This is a genomic window from Pantoea sp. CFSAN033090, from assembly GCF_001264395.1.
Classification (GTDB): Bacteria; Pseudomonadota; Gammaproteobacteria; order Enterobacterales; family Enterobacteriaceae; genus Pantoea; species Pantoea agglomerans.
On sequence record NZ_LGYX01000015.1, the window covers coordinates 1 to 21,225 of the forward strand.

General features: G+C 54.0%; 20 protein-coding genes, 1 tRNA gene and 2 rRNA genes. 9 read left to right on the forward strand and 14 right to left on the reverse strand.

Annotation, left to right across the window (positions count from 1 at the left end; translation table 11 throughout):
* The first annotated feature begins 118 nt into the window (after positions 1-118).
* The 3 genes from rrf (AFL22_RS14355) to rrf (AFL22_RS14365) all read left to right on the forward strand — a co-directional run bounded on the left by rrf (AFL22_RS14355) (position 119) and on the right by rrf (AFL22_RS14365) (position 474).
* Positions 119-234: ribosomal RNA gene (gene rrf, locus AFL22_RS14355) — 5S ribosomal RNA — on the forward strand.
* A 14-nt stretch (positions 235-248) separates the two neighbouring features.
* Positions 249-324, forward strand: a tRNA-Thr gene (locus tag AFL22_RS14360).
* A 34-nt stretch (positions 325-358) separates the two neighbouring features.
* Positions 359-474 (forward strand): 5S ribosomal RNA (gene rrf / locus AFL22_RS14365).
* Positions 475-667: 193 nt separating this feature from the next.
* On the opposite strand, the gene AFL22_RS14370 is transcribed toward rrf (AFL22_RS14365), so the two are convergent.
* The 14 genes from AFL22_RS14370 to msrP all read right to left on the reverse strand — a co-directional run bounded on the left by AFL22_RS14370 (position 668) and on the right by msrP (position 13,813).
* Positions 668-1,429 carry an amino acid ABC transporter ATP-binding protein gene (locus tag AFL22_RS14370; RefSeq protein ID WP_010699823.1) on the reverse strand — a complete coding sequence of 254 codons (762 nt, stop codon included), beginning with the start codon at positions 1,427-1,429 and terminating at the stop codon, positions 668-670.
* A gap of 8 nt (positions 1,430-1,437) precedes the next feature.
* The gene (locus AFL22_RS14375) at positions 1,438-2,538 is read right to left on the reverse strand and encodes an amino acid ABC transporter permease (RefSeq protein ID WP_010255980.1); all 1,101 of its coding nucleotides are present in this window, start codon (positions 2,536-2,538) and stop codon (positions 1,438-1,440) included.
* 15 nt (positions 2,539-2,553) lie between these two features.
* A complete protein-coding gene (locus tag AFL22_RS14380) occupies positions 2,554-3,732 on the reverse strand; it encodes an amino acid ABC transporter permease (protein ID WP_052271665.1) in 1,179 nt (392 codons plus the stop codon).
* 68 nt (positions 3,733-3,800) lie between these two features.
* Positions 3,801-4,826: an amino acid ABC transporter substrate-binding protein gene (locus AFL22_RS14385; RefSeq protein ID WP_010255984.1), complete on the reverse strand. Its 1,026-nt coding sequence runs from the start codon at positions 4,824-4,826 to the stop codon at positions 3,801-3,803.
* Positions 4,827-5,368: 542 nt separating this feature from the next.
* Positions 5,369-5,665, reverse strand: a complete 297-nt coding sequence (gene fis, locus AFL22_RS14390) for a DNA-binding transcriptional regulator Fis (RefSeq protein WP_003855228.1) — start codon at positions 5,663-5,665, stop codon at positions 5,369-5,371.
* Positions 5,666-5,688: 23 nt separating this feature from the next.
* Positions 5,689-6,654, reverse strand: coding sequence for a tRNA dihydrouridine synthase DusB (dusB, locus tag AFL22_RS14395; protein WP_008925814.1), 966 nt, complete (start codon positions 6,652-6,654; stop codon positions 5,689-5,691).
* A gap of 367 nt (positions 6,655-7,021) precedes the next feature.
* Positions 7,022-7,903 carry a 50S ribosomal protein L11 methyltransferase gene (gene prmA / locus AFL22_RS14400; RefSeq protein WP_010699821.1) on the reverse strand — a complete coding sequence of 294 codons (882 nt, stop codon included), beginning with the start codon at positions 7,901-7,903 and terminating at the stop codon, positions 7,022-7,024.
* 16 nt (positions 7,904-7,919) lie between these two features.
* Positions 7,920-9,365 carry a sodium/pantothenate symporter gene (gene panF, locus AFL22_RS14405; protein WP_010256003.1) on the reverse strand — a complete coding sequence of 482 codons (1,446 nt, stop codon included), beginning with the start codon at positions 9,363-9,365 and terminating at the stop codon, positions 7,920-7,922.
* A complete protein-coding gene (locus tag AFL22_RS14410; RefSeq protein WP_010256005.1) occupies positions 9,355-9,597 on the reverse strand; it encodes a YhdT family protein in 243 nt (80 codons plus the stop codon). Before AFL22_RS14410 ends, panF begins: the two co-directional genes overlap by 11 nt.
* A gap of 72 nt (positions 9,598-9,669) precedes the next feature.
* On the reverse strand, positions 9,670-11,019 hold the full coding sequence (gene accC, locus AFL22_RS14415; RefSeq protein ID WP_010256007.1) for an acetyl-CoA carboxylase biotin carboxylase subunit: 1,350 nt from the start codon (positions 11,017-11,019) through the stop codon (positions 9,670-9,672).
* An 11-nt stretch (positions 11,020-11,030) separates the two neighbouring features.
* The gene (gene accB, locus AFL22_RS14420; protein ID WP_010256009.1) at positions 11,031-11,492 is read right to left on the reverse strand and encodes an acetyl-CoA carboxylase biotin carboxyl carrier protein; all 462 of its coding nucleotides are present in this window, start codon (positions 11,490-11,492) and stop codon (positions 11,031-11,033) included.
* 25 nt (positions 11,493-11,517) lie between these two features.
* A complete protein-coding gene (gene aroQ, locus AFL22_RS14425; protein WP_010256011.1) occupies positions 11,518-11,970 on the reverse strand; it encodes a type II 3-dehydroquinate dehydratase in 453 nt (150 codons plus the stop codon).
* A 232-nt stretch (positions 11,971-12,202) separates the two neighbouring features.
* Positions 12,203-12,808: a protein-methionine-sulfoxide reductase heme-binding subunit MsrQ gene (gene msrQ, locus AFL22_RS14430; RefSeq protein ID WP_033787987.1), complete on the reverse strand. Its 606-nt coding sequence runs from the start codon at positions 12,806-12,808 to the stop codon at positions 12,203-12,205.
* Complete coding sequence (gene msrP / locus AFL22_RS14435; protein ID WP_033787988.1) at positions 12,809-13,813, reverse strand: protein-methionine-sulfoxide reductase catalytic subunit MsrP; 1,005 nt, start codon at positions 13,811-13,813, stop codon at positions 12,809-12,811.
* 286 nt (positions 13,814-14,099) lie between these two features.
* On the opposite strand from msrP, the gene csrD reads away from it, so the two are divergent.
* The 6 genes from csrD (at position 14,100) to rng (ending at position 21,121) form a co-directional block, all read left to right on the forward strand.
* Entirely contained in the window at positions 14,100-16,049 is a 1,950-nt protein-coding gene (csrD, locus tag AFL22_RS14440) for an RNase E specificity factor CsrD (RefSeq protein ID WP_010699819.1), read from the forward strand.
* A 311-nt stretch (positions 16,050-16,360) separates the two neighbouring features.
* Positions 16,361-17,404, forward strand: coding sequence for a rod shape-determining protein MreB (gene mreB / locus AFL22_RS14445; protein ID WP_004385136.1), 1,044 nt, complete (start codon positions 16,361-16,363; stop codon positions 17,402-17,404).
* Positions 17,405-17,552: 148 nt separating this feature from the next.
* Positions 17,553-18,575: a rod shape-determining protein MreC gene (gene mreC / locus AFL22_RS14450; RefSeq protein WP_010256043.1), complete on the forward strand. Its 1,023-nt coding sequence runs from the start codon at positions 17,553-17,555 to the stop codon at positions 18,573-18,575.
* Complete coding sequence (mreD, locus tag AFL22_RS14455) at positions 18,572-19,060, forward strand: rod shape-determining protein MreD (RefSeq protein WP_010256045.1); 489 nt, start codon at positions 18,572-18,574, stop codon at positions 19,058-19,060. The genes mreC and mreD overlap by 4 nt, the downstream gene beginning before the upstream one ends.
* An 8-nt stretch (positions 19,061-19,068) precedes the next feature.
* Positions 19,069-19,662 (forward strand): Maf family protein, encoded by a 594-nt coding sequence (locus AFL22_RS14460; RefSeq protein ID WP_010699818.1) that lies wholly within the window; start codon positions 19,069-19,071, stop codon positions 19,660-19,662.
* A complete protein-coding gene (rng, locus tag AFL22_RS14465; protein ID WP_003855268.1) occupies positions 19,652-21,121 on the forward strand; it encodes a ribonuclease G in 1,470 nt (489 codons plus the stop codon). The genes AFL22_RS14460 and rng overlap by 11 nt, the downstream gene beginning before the upstream one ends.
* The last annotated feature ends 104 nt before the right edge of the window (positions 21,122-21,225 follow it).

Sequence of the window (21,225 nt, forward strand, 5' to 3'; positions counted from 1 at the left end):
GTACTAATGGCGCAGAGCGAGGACGTCAGCGGGAGCATACTGAAGTATGTGACCGGTGCGGCCGAGCGATGGCAACGCGGTCATGGCGTGAAAGATTCGTTTCGTGCACCAAGATTTGCCTGGCGGCTTTAGCGCGGTGGTCCCACCTGACCCCATGCCGAACTCAGAAGTGAAACGCCGTAGCGCCGATGGTAGTGTGGGGTCTCCCCATGCGAGAGTAGGGAACTGCCAGGCATCAAATTTAGTGTGCTGATATGGCTCAGTTGGTAGAGCGCACCCTTGGTAAGGGTGAGGTCCCCAGTTCGACTCTGGGTATCAGCACCAGTTAAGACACGAGTTCGGTAAATAAAAGAATTTGCCTGGCGGCTGTAGCGCGGTGGTCCCACCTGACCCCATGCCGAACTCAGAAGTGAAACGCCGTAGCGCCGATGGTAGTGTGGGGTCTCCCCATGCGAGAGTAGGGAACTGCCAGGCATCAAATAAGAGAGAGCCCTTTGCGTATGCGAAGGGCTTTTTTCGTTGTAGCAAACCGCAATAAAACTCCCTCTTCACAGCGTATCTGTCTGTTTATTCATAACAGCAACAGGTCAGTAAGCATATTAAAGCGGCTGTTCAGTCCATAAAAAACCCGGCACCAGGCCGGGTAGTGAGATAACTGAACGTCTGATCAGTGAATAACCTGCGATAGAAACGCCCGGGTACGCTCCGATTTTGGATTCGCAAAAAACTCCTGCGGTGGCGCGACTTCGACGATCTCTCCCCGATCCATAAAGATCACCCGGTCAGCCACCGTTCGGGCAAAGCCCATCTCATGGGTGACGCACAGCATAGTCATCCCATCCTCCGCCAGACCAATCATCGTATCCAGCACCTCTTTAACCATCTCAGGATCCAGCGCTGACGTGGGCTCATCAAACAGCATAATTTTGGGCTTCATACAGAGTGAGCGGGCGATGGCGACACGCTGCTGCTGTCCGCCAGAGAGCTGGCCCGGAAACTTATGTGCATGCTCGGCAATACGCACGCGTTGCAGATAGTGCATGGCCAGCTCATCAGCTTCCTTCTTTGGAATCTTTCTTACCCAGGAAGGTGCCAGCGTGCAGTTTTGCAGTACGGTCAGATGTGGAAAGAGATTGAAGTGCTGGAAGACCATACCGACTTCGGTGCGCACGCGCTCAATGTTACGAACGTCATCATTAAGATGGATACCGTCAACAACAATGCGGCCCTGCTGATGCTCTTCCAGATGGTTGATACAGCGGATCGTCGTCGATTTGCCGGAGCCGGAAGGTCCGCACAGTACGATGCGTTCACGGGGTTTAACCTGCAGGTTGATGTCTTTCAGTACATGGAATTGCCCGTACCATTTATTCACGTTCTCAAGCGAGATCATCAACGCGTCGGAAGAGTGTGTCATAGAGTCAGTCATGTAAAACCTCAGTGCGATGTACGCCCGGTGTGAAAGCGCTTTTCCAGATACTGGCTGTAGCGCGACATGCTAAAACAGAAGATCCAATAGACCAGTGCAGCAAAGACATAACCTTCGGTCGACATCCCCAGCCAGGTCGGATCGACCGTTGCCTGCTGGACGCTGCTGAACAGATCGAAAAGACCAATGATGATGACCAGGCTGGTATCTTTAAACAGTGCGATGATGGTATTGACCAGGCCGGGAATAGTGAGCTTCAGCGCCTGGGGCAGAATAACCAGCATCTGCGTCTTCCAGTAGCCCAGCGCCAGAGATTCGGCTGCTTCGTACTGACCTTTCGGCAGTGCCTGCAGGCCACCGCGAACCACCTCTGCCACATAGGCGGACTGGAACAGAATGACCCCGACCAGCGCGCGCACCAGCTTGTCGATGTTAGTGCCTTCAGACATAAACAGCGGCAGCATCACGGATGACATAAACAGTACGGTAATCAGCGGCACGCCGCGCCAGAACTCAATAAAGATAATCGACAACGTGCGCACGACCGGCATGCGTGAGCGACGGCCCAGTGCCAGCAAAATACCCAGCGGCAGCGCACCGGCAATACCCACCGACGCAATAATCAGCGTCAGCGTTAACCCGCCCCACTGACGTGTTTCGACGCGTTCCAGCCCCAGATAGCCGCCATACAGCAGAAACCAGACAATCACCGGATAGATGACAGCCCAGGCAGCAATGTAGCGTCCACGATACGGCAGGCTCTTCAGGAACATCGGCACAATCGACAGCAGGCCGATCACCAGCGCCAGGTTAATACGCCAGCGCAATTCATGCGGGTAAAGCCCATACATGAACTGGCCGAAACGAGCATGGATAAAGACCCAACAGGCACCCTCTTTGGTGCAATCGGCGCGCGTGGTGCCGATCCAGTTTGCCTGAAAGACCAGCCAGTTCAGCGCGGGCGGAATGACGTGCCAGATAACCCAGATGCAAAACAGCGTCAGTAGCGTATTAAACCAGCTGGAAAACAGGTTTTTACGAGCCCAAAACCAGGCGCGACTGACCAGAGTCGTCGGGACGGGGGGCGTTTCATGCGTAGTCACAGACATAGTTATCCCGTTCTCTTAACGCTCAACCAGCGCAATTTTGCGGTTGTAGAAGTTCATAAGCATTGATATCAGCAGGCTGATAATCAGGTAAACGCCCATCGTGATAGCAATCGTCTCGATGGCCTGACCGGTCTGATTCAGTACCGATCCGGCAAACAGCGACACCATATCGGGATAACCGATAGCGGCGGCGAGTGAAGAGTTCTTCACGATGTTCAGATACTGGCTGGTTAGTGGCGGAATAATGACGCGCATGGCCTGAGGAATAATCACCTGGCGCAGCGTAACCGGATTAGGCAGCCCCAGCGACCGCGCTGCTTCATGCTGACCATAGGGGACCGACTGGATCCCGGAGCGGATCACTTCAGCAATAAATGACGAGGTATAAATCGACAGTGCCAGCGTCAGGGCTGCCAGCTCCGGTATCATCACCGAGCCGCCACGGAAATTGAAACCGCGCAGTTGTGGCACATCCCAGTGCGTGGCTGGGCCAAACCCAAGGTGCGCAAGCAAAGGAAAGAGAATCAGCATCGCAACGGCAGCGGGCCATGTGCGACGTAACTGACCGGTTTTCAGCTGATGTTTACGGTTAAAGCGGTACAGGCCATAGCTCACAGCCGCGGCCAGAAGCAGTGCGATCACAAACGGCCAGCTGCCTGCTGCATAGGTCGGCCACGGAACGTAGAGTCCGCGATTACTGACATATGCCAGGTCAAAAGCATTCAGCGCCTGACGTGGGCCCGGCAGATTGCGTAAGACTGCAAAGTACCAGAAGAAGATTTGCAGCAGGGGTGGGATATTACGGAAGGTTTCGATATAGATATTCGAGAGTTTCCGCAGCAGCCAGTTGTCAGAAAGGCGGGCAAGACCGACCGCGAATCCGAGAACCGAAGCGAAAACAATACAGAGTGCAGAGACCAGCAGCGTGTTGGTTAATCCGACCAGAAACACGCGCGCGTAGGTATCTCCCTCAGTGTACTCAATCAGATGCTGAACGATGCCGAAACCGGCAGTGCGCTCAAGAAATCCAAACCCCGATGTAATACCGCGGTTGGCAAGGTTAATAATGGTGTTATGCACCAGATAACCCACCACACCAAGCACCGCGACGACGGCGATGAACTGATAAATCCAGGCGCGAACCGTGGGATTACCAAATGAAATATCCCTTTTCACGGTTGGGCGTTGTGACATGTTGAAACCTCAGTAACGAAAGCTGGGGTAGGGCACCACAGAATAGGGTGCCCGATTAGTGAGGTCTGTTAACGTACCGGTGGTGCGTACTGAATACCGCCCTGGTTCCACAACGCATTCTGACCACGTGCAATCTTCAGTGCGCTGTCTTTACCGACGTTACGGTCAAAGCTTTCCTGATAGTTACCCACCTGCTTGACGATGTTGTAGGCCCACTTGTTATCCAGCTTCAGATCCTTACCAAAATCACCTTCGGCGCCCAGGAAGTGTGCCATGTCTGGTGTGGTTGGCTTGGCCGTCATCTGGTCAACGTTCTTCGAGGAGATGCCCATCTCCTCCGCATTCAGCATGGCGTAGAGCGACCACTTCACGATGGTGAACCAGTCATCATCACCACGACGCACCAACGGCCCCAGCGGCTCTTTGGAGATCACTTCGGGCAGAACAATAAATTCGTCCGGTTTGCCCAGCTTAATGCGTAATGCGTAAAGCTGAGACTGGTCAGACGCCAGCGTATCGCAACGTCCGCTATCCAGCGCTTTAGCCGATTCATCAGAGCGGTCGAAGGTTACAGGCGTATATTGCATTTTGTTGGCTTTAAAGAAGTCCGCTACGTTCAGCTCGGTGTCGGTTCCCGCCTGAATACAGACGGTGGCACCATCCAGCTCTTTCGCACTTTTCAGGCCGGCCTTCTGGTGAGTCAGGAAGCCGATACCGTCGTAATAGTTCACGCCCGCAAACAGGAAGCCCATGCCGCCATCGCGCGATGAGGTCCAGGTGGTATTACGTGAAAGCACATCCACCTCGCCGGACTGCAGGGCGGTAAAACGCTCTTTCGCGGTCAGCGGGGTATATTTCACTTTGGTCGCATCACCAAACACAGCGGCAGCCGTCGCACGACACACATCCACATCGATACCGGTAAACTTGCCGCCAGCATCTGCATAGGAGAAGCCCGGCAAGCCGTCACTGATACCACATTGAACAAACCCTTTTTTCTTTATCGCATCCAGTGTGGTGCCTGCGTGTGCTTGCTGAGCAACGGCAACCAGCGAGGCAGCAGCGATCAGCGTAGAGAGCATCATCTTTTTCATAAAGCATCCTGTGTGGCGGGATCATGTTGTTATGTTTGCGCACTTTAGTGTGCGTTTTCCTGTCTGTGGCGGTCAGCCATCCACGACTCTGCAAAGCTGATGCCAGGTTTGCAGGTTCCTGAATTCGTATGAAAGAACGGTTAATAATCGGAAGCACTTAGAAAGTTCCGCTAATATGGCGCACCAAAAGGAAGCAATGCGAGTCGACCCGATCACATTTAGTGCAAATAGTTTCACTATGTGGGAGCAGTGTGAGCATTCACTCAGGCAGAAATGTATGAAGAGATTGCGTTGCTTTTTAATGCGCAGAAAGTCACATACCCAGCAGTGGCGGGGATGTGAAGCGAGGTGAGGGTCAGGCAGGCACTAAGTCAAATCACAGCGGGCGAAAGCGAGAGGGTGAAATATCACGCCAGCGATTGCAACTACAGTTACCATATTACCGGAAACTGTTTCACTATCATTACCGGGGCTTTGTGCGTCGACGCACAAATAAAAACGCCAGCCCGAAGGCTGGCGTGATTTACAGACAGAACTAAAAATCAGTTCATGCCGTATTTTTTCAATTTCTTACGCAGCGTACCGCGGTTGATACCCATCATCAGGGCAGCACGGGTCTGATTGCCACGGGTATACTGCATCACCATGTCCAACAGAGGCTGCTCGACTTCAGCCAAAACCAGCTCATACAGGTCGCTCACATCCTGACCATTCAGTTGAGCAAAATAGTTCTTCAGTGCCTGTTTAACCGAATCACGCAAAGGTTTTTGAGTTACCTGATCCTGTGAGTTAACGGTTGAAACGGTCAGTACGTCAGAATTTACGCGTTGTTCGAACATAGTTCTTTCAGCTCTTTATTTCGTTACGCAAGATTTTCGAAGTATGCCTCCAACGCCTCCAGCTGTTCGCTGGCATCCTCAATGGCGTTGAATGTGCGCCGAAACTGGTCATTCGGGGCGTGCTCCTGCAGGTACCAGGAGACGTGCTTTCGCGCTATACGGTATCCCTTGCCTGAACCGTAAAAGTCGTGCAGCTCACGTATATGCGAAACAAGCAAGCGCTTGACCTCTGCCATCGGCAGCGGGGCAAGCAACTCCCCAGTGTCCAGATAATGCTGGATTTCCCGGAAGATCCACGGTCTTCCCTGAGCAGCACGTCCTATCATCAGAGCATCGGCCCCTGTATAGTCGAGCACCGCTCTGGCTTTATGCGGGTCAGTTATGTCTCCATTCGCGATAATCGGAATGGAGACACTCTGCTTAACTGTCCGAATGCTGTCATATTCAGCTTCTCCGTTGAACAGGCAGGCACGAGTGCGACCATGTATCGTCAGAGCCTGTATACCGCAGCGTTCAGCCAATTGGGCAATCGCGACACAGTTCCTGTTTTCAGGATCCCAGCCAGTACGAATTTTCAGCGTAACCGGCACATTCACTGCATTAACCACTGCGGAGAGAATTGACTCCACCACGGTGGGATATTGCAGCAAGGCTGAACCCGCCATTTTGCGGTTAACCTTCTTGGCAGGGCATCCCATATTAATGTCGATGACCTGTGCACCAGCCTCAACATTAATGCGTGCAGCTTGCGCCATTTCACTGGGATCGCAACCGGCAATTTGCACGGCGCGAATGCCTGGCTCATCGCTGTGAACCATACGTAATCGAGATTTGTCGCTAGCCCAGACTTCCGGGTTTGAAGACAACATCTCAGAAACTGCCATGCCTGCACCCATTTCGTGACACAGCGCCCTGAACGGCCTGTCGGTAATACCGGCCATCGGTGCTGCAATCAGTCGATTTCTCAGCTGGAGGTTTCCAATACGCATGAAGTCAGAATGGCCATACTGTGTCTGCAAGGCGGCGTATATTACGCATTTTTGCAGGAAGATGAAAGGCCAAACTTTGAACAATCAGCAAGAAAAATCAATGAAATCCGGGTCATGATCGATGCGCATATTTATTAATCTTAAATATCAATGATTTAACAATTTATGCTGAAATTGTGAGCAAAAGTTTTTCCAGAAAAGTACGTCAATTCGCCAGATAAAAAACGTCACATGCCGTGATTAACGATACAAGCATCCATTTCAAATCGGGAAAGCCCGCAACTTACGCTACGGGCTGGCTGAATGTTCTGTTAAGGCACTTTGTTACGGGCAGCGCGATATCAGAGGGGGCAGACAGGCGCTATATTCAGGATTTAATCCCGGTAATCCGGCACCACTCCTCTTTAACCGCAACCGGGTCGAGCGTGAACTCGCTGACATACGCTTCGCAGACGCTCTCTGCCTGGCTCTCTAACACGCCCGAGAGGCCCAGATGACCGCCAGACTTCGGCAGAACGCTGATCAGCGGGGCCAGTTCACGTAGCGGGCCGGCCAGGATATTGGCCACCACCACATCAGCCTGCAGATTTTCGGGTTGCTGGTGGGGCAGATAGAGCGACAGGCGATCAGAGACGCCGTTGCGCTCAGCATTATCCCGGCTGGCCTGAATAGCCTGCGGATCGATATCAATCCCGATCGCCTGAGCCGCACCCAGCTTCAGTGCGGCGATCGCCAGGATCCCCGAACCACAGCCGAAATCGATCACCGTTTTGCCCACCAGATCCAGCCCGTCAAGCCAGGTAAGGCAGAGTGAGGTGGTCGGATGCGTGCCGGTCCCAAACGCCAGGCCGGGATCGAGCATCACGTTGACGGCATCAGGATCCGGCACATCACGCCAGCTCGGACAGATCCAGAGCCGCTCACCGAAGCGCATCGGATGGAAGTTTTCCATCCATTCGCGCTCCCAGTCTTTATCTTCGATCTGCTCGATCCGGTGACGAAAACCGGCGCCCAGCAGCGGATGCTGCGCCAGTTCGGCGGTAATCGCGGCCATATCAGTTTCTGCATCGAACAGGCCGATAACATCGGTATCGCCCCACAGGCGGGTTTCACCTGGCAGCGGCTCATACACCGGCGTGTCGTTGGTATCCTGAAAGGTCACTGAAACCGCACCGATGTCCATCAGCGCATCGCTCAGCGTTTCCGCGTGTTCACCTGAGCTATTAATTTTGATTTGAATCCACGGCATAACGTCTCTCTTTCCGTCAATGTTGCGGCGCGTCGACCGTTTGCGGCGCGCGTCCAAACAGGTTGCCCACTAAAAATGCCAGCAGGCTTAAAAGCAGTGAGGGCACAATGGGATGAAAACCCAGAATCTGCAGGTTCAGGCTCGCCAGAAAAGCGTAGCAGCCTCCACCCACCACCATGCCGGTGATGGCGCCTGCGGCATTAGCGCGTTCCCAGTAGAGACCCAGTACCAGCGGCCAGAGGAAAACCGCCTCAAGGCCGCCAAAGGCCAGCAGGTTGAGCCAGATAATCATATCGGGTGGATTCCAGGCCGCAATCAGCAGCAGGAGACCCAGTGCGAACGTAATGGTGCCAGATAACAGCCGCAGCCGCGTCTCATTTTCCATCTGCTGTGGGGCAACACGCAGATAGAGATCTTTGATCAGCGTAGCCGAAGCCTGTAACAGCTGGGCATTAATGGTCGACATAATGGCGGCCATGGGGGCTGCCAGAAACAGTCCGGCAGCTAACGGTGGCAGCACAGTGATCATCAGGGTGGGTATAACACTATCCGGCACGGTCAGATTCGGCAGTATCGCCCGGCCCAGCGCACCGGCCAGATGCATTCCCAGCATCAGGATCACCACCACAATGGTACCCAGAATAATGGCCCGATGGACTGCCTTGCTGTCTTTATAAGAGATGCAGCGCACCGCAGTATGCGGCAAGCCAATCACCCCAAAGCAGACCAGCACGACAAATGAACTGAGGAAGGTCGGCGTTATAATCTCACCCGGTCCCTGCGGCGACAGCAGAGCGGGATCAATGTCATGCAGTTTCTGCACGGCCGTGCTCAGGCCGCCAGCCTGATGAATCACCGCGAACAGCAGCAGAAATGTGCCAATCAGCATCACGATGCCCTGCATGGCGTCATTGAGAACGCTGGCACGGAACCCGCCAAAAGCGGTGTAGAGCGCAATAGTGCCGCCAAAAATCAGCAGACCCGTGTCATACGGGATGCCTGCGGCGGTTTCGAGCAGCCGCGCGCCGCCAATAAACTGCACCGTCATGGCACCGATAAAGGCAACCAGCAGGCTCAGACTTGCCAGCCAGATCAGCAGCGGGCTCTGATAGCGGGCGTAGAGCATGTCATTCAGCGTCACCGCATTATGCTTACGCGCCAGGATGGCAAACTTTTTCCCCAGCACACCCAGCGAGAGCCAGACGGCGGGCACCTGCACCATCGCCAGCAATACCCATCCCAGCCCATATTTGTAGGCGGCACCGGGACCACCAATAAACGAGCTGGCGCTGATATAGGTGGTGGTGAGCGTCATCGCCAGCACAAATCCGCCCATGGAGCGGCTGCCAAGGAAATATTCAGTGAGGAAGCTACCCTCGCGCCTTTTGCGCACGGCAAACACCGACAGCGCGGCAATCAACACCAGATAAATCAGTAACGGCAGGATAATTTCACTGTTCATTTGTGTCCTCCAGCGGCATGTCGCGGAAAATTAACCGCACCATCATCCAGCACAGGAATATGAACAACAGGGGAGCAAACAGGCAGGAGAGTTCAAACCAGCGCGGCAGGCCGGTGATACCGATTTCACTGCCACCCAGCCAGGCAGAAAGCCCCCAGGCAGCGAGCCAGAGCAGGGTGAGGTAGAGCGACCAGCGCGCCTCTTTATGTGCCTGTATAAAACGAGCATCCATGATTCAACCTTAACGCCAGCGGCAAAAGAAAAAGGCCGGATTAACCGGCCTCTGACTGACTCAGCGTTGCGTTTACTTCTCGTGCAAGCCGAGTTTTTTCTCCAGATAGTGGATATTGGTTCCACCGTGCTGGAAGTTTTCGTCGGACATGATTTTCATCTGCAGTTCAACGTTGGTTTTGATACCGTCGATGATCAGTTCCGCCAGCGCATTCTTCATGCGGGCGATAGCCACGTCGCGCGTTTCGCCATAGGTGATCAGCTTACCGATCATGGAGTCGTAATACGGCGGTACGGTGTAGCCTGAGTAAATATGCGACTCCCAGCGCACGCCAAAACCGCCTGGCGCATGGAAGCGGGTGATTTTACCCGGACTTGGCAGGAAGGTGACCGGATCTTCAGCGTTAATACGGCACTCGACCGCATGTCCGCGAATAACCACTTCGTCCTGTTTGATCGACAGTGGCTGACCCGCAGCAATGCGCAGCTGCTCTTTGATCAGATCCACACCGGTGATCATCTCGGTCACCGGATGTTCCACCTGAATACGGGTGTTCATCTCAATGAAGTAGAACTCACCGTTTTCGTACAGAAACTCGAAGGTACCTGCGCCACGATAGCCAATCTCAATACAGGCTTTGGCACAACGATTGCCGATAAAGCTGCGCTGTTCTTCAGTAATACCTGGGCCTGGCGCTTCTTCAACCACTTTCTGGTGACGACGCTGCATAGAGCAGTCACGTTCGCCCAGATAGATCGCGTTGCCCTGGCCGTCAGCCAGAACCTGAATCTCGATGTGGCGCGGATTCTCCAGATACTTCTCCATGTAAACCATGTCGTTGCTGAAAGCCGCTTTGGCTTCCGCTTTCGTCATGTTGATGGATTGTTCCAGATCTTTGTCGCTGCGCACAACGCGCATACCACGACCGCCGCCGCCGCCAGAGGCTTTGATGATGACCGGATAACCGATGCGCTTCGCAAAGGCACGGTTTTTTTCCATATCATCGGTCAGCGAACCGTCAGAACCGGGTACGGTTGGGACGCCTGCTTTCTTCATCGCATTAATCGCAGAGACTTTGTCGCCCATCAGGCGAATGGTGTCTGCTTTCGGACCGATAAAGATAAAGCCGGAGCGCTCAACCTGCTCAGCAAAATCGGCATTCTCAGAGAGGAAGCCGTAGCCAGGGTGAATCGCCACCGCGCCGGTGATCTCTGCAGCAGAGATCAGCGCCGGGATGTTGAGGTAACTTTTAACTGACTGCGCCGGGCCGATGCAGACGGTTTCGTCTGCCAGCAGCACGTGCTTCAGGTCACGATCCGCGCTTGAGTGTACCGCAACAGTCTTGATGCCCAGTTCTTTACAGGCACGCAGAATGCGCAGCGCAATCTCACCACGGTTAGCAATAACAATTTTATCCAGCATGATCTGCCCCGTTACTCGATGATAACCAGTGGCTCGTCAAATTCGACCGGCTGACCGCTTTCAACCAGGATAGCTTTCACTACACCTGATTTGTCAGCTTCGATCTGGTTCATCATTTTCATGGCTTCGACGATGCACAAGGTATCGCCGGCATTCACTTTCTGGCCGACTTCCACAAAGGCTTTCGCATCCGGGCTCGGCGTACGGTAGAAGGTCCCTACCATTGGTGAACGCACGATGTGACCGCTGATTTCAGCCGGTGCCGCTTCGGCAACCGCTGCAACAGGGGCAACAGCTGTTGCCAGAGCAGGCTGTTGAACCGGCGCAGCGTAAGTCTGCTGCATCATCGGGTAACCCACGTTTGCAGGTGCACGGCTGATGCGAACGGACTCTTCACCTTCAGAAATTTCCAGCTCTGAAATGCCAGACTCTTCAACCAGTTCGATCAGTTTTTTAATTTTACGAATATCCATGAGTGGGGTTCCGTACTCAGTTTGATTAATTAGTTTGAGACAGGCGTTTTACTGCCGTTTGTAAAGCCCATGTGTAGCCGTCAGCGCCAAGCCCACAGATCACGCCAGCAGAGACATCAGAAAGATAGGAGTGATGGCGGAAGGGCTCGCGGGCATGCACGTTGGAGAGATGAACCTCGATAAACGGTATTTCTACCGCCAGCAGGGCATCACGTAGTGCGACACTGGTATGGGTAAACGCGGCAGGATTAATAATGATGTAATCCACATTGCCTTTGGCCTCATGAATGCGATCAATCAGCTGAAATTCAGCATTGGTTTGCAGGTGGCTCAATTCCACATTCAACTGGTCTGCCTGACGTGTCAAATCGTCAACGATCTGACGCAGCGTGGTATGACCATACTTCTCAGGTTCACGCGTTCCCAACAGGTTCAGGTTGGGCCCGTTTAAAAGCAGAATATGTAATTTATGCGCCATCGTGCTGCCATCTCCCGCAATCATTGAGGCATCGCGTAAAATACCTTGCGAATCTTCATTTGTCACCTTTGAGAATGAAAAAGAAGACCCGACGAGCAATAAAGCCGGGCATTATATCCGTTTCGTGTCATTTCGCAGCAAAATACTGGTCTTATCTGCGAAGATGATCGGATGTGGCCTGCGGGCCACATCTTTTATCAGAAAAGTGCAGAGGAAAACAACGGGTGAAGCGCTAGCGAGGCCACCATTTGAGAAATTTTTTGTAACGCCAGGCTAACAGTATTGCAGCAAGTAGTGCGTAGATAAGTGGCTGGGGTGACACGGTTTTCACTGACCAGATATAGTGAATCGGCACCAGAATGGCCACCAGATAGACCGCGTTGTGCAGAGTTTGCCATCGCTTACCGAGCTTGCGCTGAGCGCGCTGAAACGACGTCAGCGCCAGGGCCAGTAATATCAGCCAGCTGATAATCCCCAGTGTCAGATAGGGACGGGAAATCAGCTCGCTGCCCAGCAGACGCAGATTGTCAGCGCCCAGCTCCAGCAGGTAATAGCTCAGCAGATGGAGAGAAGCCCAGACAAACGTCCAGATGCCAAGCAGACGCCGGGTGCGGATTAACAGCGGTTGCCTGCCATAACGTGCCAGCGGTGAGACCAGCAGCGTACCCAGCAGCAGTTTCAGCGCCATGCGGCCGGTAAAATGCTGAATATCTTTTGCCGGATCCGCACTCAGGCCGCCCTGCATCGCGGCAAGAACCAGATAAACCAGCGGCAACAGGGCCGCCAGATGCAGAATCACCTTAAGCCAGGTGATCTGTTTTATCGACAGGCGTACCACCTAGTAATTCCCCCGTAAATCCAGGCCACGATAGAGCGACGCAACCTGTTCGGCATAGCCGTTAAACAGCAGCGTTGGCTGACGTTCGACCTTCAGACTGCCGCCCGGGCCAATAAATCGCTCAGTGGCCTGCGACCAGCGTGGATGATTAACATGCGGATTCACATTGGCATAAAAACCATATTCATCTGCGGCGATCTGGTTCCAGGTCGTTGGTGGCTGATTTGCGGTCAGGGTGATTTTGACAATCGACTTAATGCCCTTAAAACCATATTTCCACGGCACCGTCAGGCGAATCGGAGCGCCATTCTGCGGCGGCAGCGCTTTGCCATAGACGCCGGTAGTCAGAATGGTCAGCGGATGCATGGCTTCATCCAGACGTAAACCTTCGACATAGGGATAATTGAGTCCGCCGCCAATAAAGCGATCTTTCTGACCTGGCATCTGCTCAGGATCGTACAGCGTCTGGAAGGCGACAAAACGCGCTTTGCTGGTGGGTTCCGCCAGAGAGATAAGCTTATTCAGCTCAAAGCCTATCCAGGGCACCACCATCGACCAGGCCTCCACGCAGCGCATGCGATAGATTCGCTGCTCCATGGCAAACCGTTTAAAGATGTCATCCATATCCAGGGTCACGGGTTTAGCCACTTCGCCATCAATGGTCAGTTTCCAGGGCTCTGTTTTCAGCGTACCGGCATTGGCAGCCGGATCGGCCTTATCCAGCCCGAACTCATAGAAGTTGTTATAGCCGGAAACTTTATCCGCAGGCGTTAAGGTCAGATCGGCCTGATATTGCGCTGGTTTGGTAAAGTCCAGCGGCCGGCCTGCTGGCGCGGGTGGGCGATCGTTGCCTTTGAACCAGCTGAGAATATCGGCTTGCGCCACGCCCGGCATACCCATCGCCGCTGCGCTCAGTCCCAGCGTTTTCAGCACCTGGCGGCGCTTCATGTTAAAAATGCTTTCCGGCGTTACGTCGGCTTCGGTCAGACGGGGTGTGCGTTTCATGGTGCCCTCTCCAGACAGGATGTCATTAACCAGCATGATGACTATTACTGATATCAGCCATTTTCGCCCTGAAAATGTGAAATTTCCTGGCTGGCCAGTACGATGAGAATGCACCGAAAAGTGCCAGGATCAACGTCAGCGATGATATCCCGACGATATACTTCGGCTTCATACGTCCCGGCGCTGTCGGCAACGGCAAATTATGCTATTTTTGCTCGCGTTTTCGTCAGGCTGACGGTACAAGGTTGGGTGATCCGGTTATCACCGCAGTAATACAGGCACAGGGATGCGATTAACCACAAAATTATCTGCGTTTATTACCTTTTTAAGCCTGCTGGCCATGTCGTTGATGCTGGCAGGCTGTGCATTCAGTGTTTTCTGGTTCAGTCATCAGCGGGTTGAACATCGGGCGCAGATACTGGCGACCGAAGTGGATCAGGCGATGTTCACCCAGACGCCGGCAGAGCTGCATGTCTGGCTCACGCGTATGATGCCGATAATGAATGCCGAGCAGATTTCTCTTCACAACGGCAGGCAGACTTTCCTTACCCTCTCCCGACACGAAAACCAGATGCTGGAAGACGAGCCTAATCGTTTTATCCAGGTCGATGTGCCTTTGATGCACCAGACGGGTTTAGAGCTGCGGGTCGTCACCCTTGATCCTGCCAAAACCTGGCTGCGCTCCATTACCGGCACCTCTACGCTGGGCATCCTGTTTACCGTCATGCTGGTGATGAGTCTGGTGCTGCTGCTGATGCATCGCTGGCTCAGTCGGCAGTGGCGCGGTATGGAGCATCTTGAAGTACGGGCAGAGGCGATTATCAGCGGTGAGCGCGGTGTAATGCCGAAACGCGGTGCGGATGAGTGGCCACCGAGAGCGAGCCGCGCACTGGATGTGTTGCTGGCGGATCTGCAGGAGGCGGGCGAGCAGCGTCTGCGTATCGACACGCTGATCCGCACCTTTGCTGCGCAGGATGGACGCACCGGTCTCAACAACCGGCTGTTCTTTGATAACCAGCTCGCCACCCTGCTGGAGGATCAGGAAGCAGTCGGCACCCATGGTGTGGTGATGATGGTGCGCCTGCCCGATCTGGACACGCTGAAGGATTCGCTGGAGCCGGGGCTGGTTGAGGAGTACCTCTTCAATTTCGTCAACATGCTTTCCACCTTTGTGCTGCGCTATCCTGGCGCCCTGCTGGCACGCTATTTCCGCAGTGATTTTGCCGTGCTACTGCCGCATCGCAGTCTCAAAGAGGCAAACAGTATTGCGGATCAGCTGATCAATGCCGTTGATTCCCTGCCGCCGATGCGGCTGGTTAATCGTGATGATCTCATCCATATCGGTATCAGCGCCTGGCACAGCGGGCAGACTGTGCCGCAGGTGATGGAAAATGCCGAAATGGCTACCCGACGTGCGGCACTGCTGGGCGGCAACAACTGGACCAATGGTGCCGGAAATCCGCAGGACGCCGGGCGGGGTAGTGTGCGCTGGCGAACCCTGCTGGAGAACACGCTTAGCCGTGGCGGCCCGCGGCTCTATCATAAACCCACCGTCAATATTGAGGGTAAGGTACAGCACCGGGTGATGCTGACCCGCATCTTCGACGGCGATAAAGAAGTGCTGGCCGCAGAATATATGCCCCTGGTACAGCAGCTCGGCATGGCTGATGGCTGGGATCGCCAGTTAATGACTCGCATTGCGGCACTCTCTGAACTCTGGCCAGAAGAGACGCTGGTGATCCCGGTGACGATTACCTCGCTTCTGCAGCGCTCTTTTGTCCTCTGGCTGCAGAACATGCTGCTGCAGTGCCCGAAAGCGCAAAGAAAACGATTTTTATTTGAACTTGCCGAGGCAGATGTTTGTCAACACATCAACCGTTTAACGCCAGTTTTCCGCGCACTTAAGGCTTTTGGCTGTCGGGTTGCGGTAAATCAGGCGGGTTTAACCGTGGTAAGCAGCGCCTACATACGACAGCTGCCGCTGGAACTGATCAAGCTTGATGCCGGTCTGGTACGCAATATTGAGCGCCGGACTGAAAATCAGCTGTTTGTGCAGAGTCTGCTGGAAGTCTGTAAATGTACGGGCATTCAGGTGTTTGCTACCGGTGTCCGCACTAAAGCGGAGTGGCAAACTTTAGTCGCGTTGGGCGTAGCAGGTGGGCAGGGCGACTTTTTTGCTCCCTCGCTTCCGGTTAACAGTAACGTGAAGAAGTATTCACAACGTTACCGTATTTAATGAATTGCGGTCGTACTGACGGAAATTTACGGTTTTTTTTAATGTTTATTCGCGTCTGAACCTCTGAACTTACTGCCGGAAATGTTAGATTTTATGTCGGACAGGGCGAGGGGAAATAGCGTGAAATGCAGTGCTGATGGCGTCTGGTCGCCATTCTGCTGTTGTGGATCGCCAGTTCAGATGACTTAAACGCAATCAGGCGTCTTTTTTCACCGAAGCAGAACGTTTTTGCGCCTTGTGGCAGCTTCGTGTGGTTGGTAAAGTAAGCGGATTTTATTTTCCGCCCCCAGCTTGCAGGATTACCCCTTAGTATGTTTAAAAAATTTCGTGGCATGTTTTCCAACGACTTGTCCATTGACCTGGGTACCGCGAATACCCTGATTTACGTGAAAGGACAGGGCATCGTACTGAACGAGCCCTCCGTCGTCGCTATTCGACAGGATCGTGCCGGTTCACCGAAAAGTGTTGCGGCCGTGGGTCATGAGGCCAAACAGATGCTTGGCCGTACGCCAGGCAATATCGCAGCGATTCGTCCGATGAAAGATGGCGTTATTGCTGACTTCTTCGTGACCGAAAAGATGCTGCAACACTTCATCAAGCAGGTTCACAGCAACAGTTTTATGCGTCCCAGCCCGCGTGTGCTGGTCTGCGTACCCGTCGGGGCAACACAGGTTGAACGCCGCGCGATTCGTGAATCCGCTCAGGGCGCAGGCGCGCGTGAAGTGTTTCTGATTGAAGAGCCGATGGCTGCAGCAATTGGTGCGGGTCTGCCCGTTTCAGAAGCGACTGGCTCAATGGTGGTGGATATTGGTGGCGGTACCACAGAAGTGGCGGTGATCTCGCTGAACGGTGTGGTCTACTCCTCGTCAGTGCGTATTGGTGGCGATCGTTTCGATGAAGCTATTATTAATTATGTGCGTCGTAACTACGGTTCACTGATCGGCGAAGCGACCGCAGAACGTATTAAGCATGAGATCGGTTCAGCCTATCCGGGTGATGAAGTCCGTGAGATCGAAGTGCGTGGTCGTAACCTGGCAGAAGGTGTACCGCGCGGCTTTACACTGAACTCTAATGAAATTCTGGAAGCGCTGCAGGAGCCATTAACCGGCATCGTTAGCGCGGTGATGGTTGCCCTTGAGCAGTGTCCGCCTGAGCTGGCTTCAGATATTTCGGAGCGCGGCATGGTGCTGACCGGCGGTGGTGCGTTACTGCGCAACCTGGATCGTCTGCTGATGGAAGAGACTGGCATTCCGGTTGTGGTTGCTGAGGATCCACTGACCTGTGTGGCTCGCGGTGGCGGCAAAGCGCTGGAAATGATCGACATGCATGGCGGCGATTTGTTCAGCGAAGAATAATTGCCTCAACCGGCTAAGAACGCAATGATCATGCGAGGGAGTGGCATGTGAACCGGCGCAATCTGTGCCGGTGCAGTGCGTTCAGCCCAGGGAAGCACGGTGTTACGCCGTCGCTTCCTCTCCTGTTGTCGAGGATCACGCAGATTATATGAAGCCGATTTTTAGCAGGGGACCTTCCCTGCAGTTGCGTCTATTCCTGGCGGTTATCGTGGCGATTGCCATTATCATTGCCGACAGCCGTGTGGGTTCTTTCACCCAAATACGCAACTATCTGGATACGTCGGTCAGTCCGTTTTACTTCCTGGCCAATGGGCCACGTCAGCTACTGGATGGCGTGTCAGAGTCGCTGGCGTCGCGTCAGCAACTCGAGCAGGAAAACAAAGCGTTACGTCGTGAGCTCTTCCTGAAAAACAGTAACCTGCTAATGCTGGGGCAATATAAGCAGGAAAACGCACGCCTGCGTGAACTGCTGGGTTCACCGCTGCGTCAGGATGAGCAAAAGATGGTGACACAGGTCATTTCTACCGGCACCGATCCTTACACCGACCAGGTGGTAATCGACAAAGGCAGCGTTAACGGCGTCTATGAAGGCCAGCCGGTCATCAGTGATAAAGGGGTAGTCGGTCAGGTCATCGCTGTCGGACAACTCACCAGCCGTGTTCTGCTGATCTGTGATGCGTCACATGCCCTGCCGATTCAGGTGCTGCGTAATGATATTCGTGTCATTGCCGCAGGTAACGGTTGTACTGAAGATCTTCAGCTTGAGCATCTGCCGGGTAATACGGACATTCGGGTCGGCGATGTGCTGGTGACTTCAGGTATCGGTGGCCGATTCCCTGAAGGCTATCCGGTGGGTGTGGTTTCCTCGGTAAAAGTGGATACCCAACGCGCCTATACGGTGATTCAGGCGCATCCGACCGCGGGTCTGCAGCGTCTGCGTTACCTGCTGCTGCTGTGGGGCGCCGATCGCAATGGTGATATGCCGCTGCCGCAGGATGAAGTTCATCGCGTTGCGAACGAGCGTCTGATGCAGATGATGCCGCAGGTCTTACCGCCTGCGGGAGAAATGGGCCCGCCTGCGCCTGCCGTACAGATGGGACCGCCTGCACCGTCAGCCACCAGCAGCAGTGGACAAAGCAACTCCTCGCGTTCACGCGGGGGGCAGCCTTGAGTCGATATCGCAGCCAGGGACGTTGGGTCATCTGGCTCTCCTTCTTGGTTGCGCTTGTCCTGCAGATCATGCCCTGGCCGGATGAAATTTATATGTTCCGGCCCTCATGGCTGCTGTTGATCCTTATCTATTGGGTGCTCGCACTGCCGCATCGGGTCAATGTCGGCAGCGGATTTGTGCTGGGTGCCATCATGGATCTGATTGCGGGTTCCACACTCGGCGTGCGTGCGCTGGCGCTCAGTATCATCGCCTACCTGATTGCCTTTAAGTTCCAGTTATTCCGCAACTTAGCGTTGTGGCAGCAAGCGTTAATGGTTATGGTGCTGTCGCTGGCGATGGATGTGATTGTCTTCTGGGCTGAATTCCTGGTAATCAACGTTTCATTCCGACCTGAAATTTTCTGGAGCAGTGTCGTCGACGGTATTCTCTGGCCCTGGCTATTCTTATTAATGAGAAAAATTCGTCGTCAGTTCGCTGTTCAATAAGGAAATTTATGGTAACCCTCTATCTTGCTTCCGGTTCACCGCGTCGTCGTGAGCTGTTAACTCAACTTGGTCTGACATTCGAGCGCATCGTGACTGACGTTGAAGAGCAGCGTCAGCCGAACGAAGCGGCGGAAATCTATGTCCGCCGTCTGGCCAATGATAAAGCGCAGGCGGGTGTCAAACTGGCCGCGCAGGATCTGCCGGTGCTGGGCGCGGATACGATTGTGGTGCTGAATGGCGAAGTGCTGGAAAAGCCGCGCGATGCCGCTGATGCCCGCGCGATGCTGTGCAAACTCTCTGGTCATACGCATCAGGTGATGACGGCGGTAGCGCTGGCCGACAGTCAGCAGGCGCTGGATTGCGTCGTAATCACTGATGTGACATTCCGCACCTTAACCGCCACCGACATCGACGACTATATCGCGACCGGCGAGCCAATGGATAAAGCGGGTGCATACGGTATTCAGGGCAGGGGAGGAAACTTTGTCCGCAAAATTAATGGAAGCTACCATGCAGTGGTCGGATTACCCTTGGTTGAGACAGGGGAGTTGATCAGCCATTTCGAGTCACTGCGTGCCGTAAGGGGTCAACATGACGGCTGAATTACTGGTAAACGTGACGCCTTCTGAAACACGTGTTGCCTATATCGACGGCGGCATACTGCAGGAAATTCACATTGAGCGTGAGGCGCGGCGCGGCATCGTTGGCAATATTTATAAAGGCCGTGTAAGCCGTGTTCTGCCCGGCATGCAGGCCGCCTTTGTTGATATCGGTCTGGAGAAAGCGGCCTTTCTGCATGCCTCAGATATCATGCCGCATACTGAATGTGTGGCGGGCGACGAAAAGAAAAACTTTATCGTGCGGGATATCGCCGAGCTGGTGCGGCAGGGACAGGATCTGGTGGTTCAGGTCGTCAAAGATCCGCTTGGCACCAAAGGTGCCCGGCTGACCACTGACATCACGCTGCCTTCGCGTTACCTGGTCTTTATGCCAGGCGCATCGCATGTGGGTGTCTCTCAGCGTATTGAGAGCGAGAAAGAGCGCGATCGGCTTAAAGCGGTCGTGGCTGACTACTGCGACGATCTGGGCGGCTTTATTATCCGTACCGCCGCAGAAGGCATCGGGGAAGAGGAGCTGGCGCAGGACGCGGCTTTTCTCAAACGACTCTGGACCAAAGTCAGCGAGCGTAAAAAGCGCAATCAGACCCGCTGCCTGCTCTACGGTGAGCTGGCTCTGGCCCAGCGTATTCTGCGTGATTTTGCGGGCGCGGCGCTGGATCGCATCCGGGTCGACTCCCGCCTGACCTGCGACATGCTGGTGGAATTTACCGGTGAATATATCCCGGAAATGGCCGGTAAGCTGGAGCTCTACAACGGTAAACAGCCTATTTTCGACCTGTTTGACGTCGAAAATGAGATTCAGCGCTCGCTGGATCGCAAAGTTGAACTAAAGTCAGGCGGATATCTGATCATCGATCAGACCGAAGCGATGACCACCATCGATATCAACACCGGTGCGTTTGTCGGCCATCGTAACCTTGATGAGACGATCTTTAATACCAATGTTGAAGCCACTCAGGCGATCGCACGTCAGCTGCGACTGCGTAATCTTGGTGGCATCATCATTATCGACTTCATCGATATGAGCAACGAAGACCATCGCCGCCGGGTATTGCATTCGCTGGAAAGCGCGCTCAGTAAAGATCGGGTTAAAACCGGTATTAATGGTTTCTCGGCGCTGGGTCTGGTGGAGATGACGCGTAAGCGTACCCGTGAAAGCATTGAGCACGTTTTGTGTCAGGACTGCCCGGTCTGCAAAGGGCGCGGCACGCTGAAAACTGTTGAAACGGTCTGCTATGAAATCATGCGTGAGATTGTCCGGGTTCATCACGCTTATGATTCTGACCGCTTTCTGGTCTATGTTTCACCGACGGTGGGTGAGGCGTTAAAAACTGACGAGTCTCATGCACTGGCTGAAGTCGAAATCTTTGTCGGCAAGCAGGTTAAAGTTCATGTTGAAGCGCTCTACACTCAGGAGCAGTTCGACGTGGTGATGATGTAACGCCAGCCCGGTCACCGGTTTCTTCGGATATCGGGCTGAAAAATCGCCCTTGTTTGAGATAAAATGCGCGTTTTAACGCTTTTATCGGGAGACGGTCGGGTATG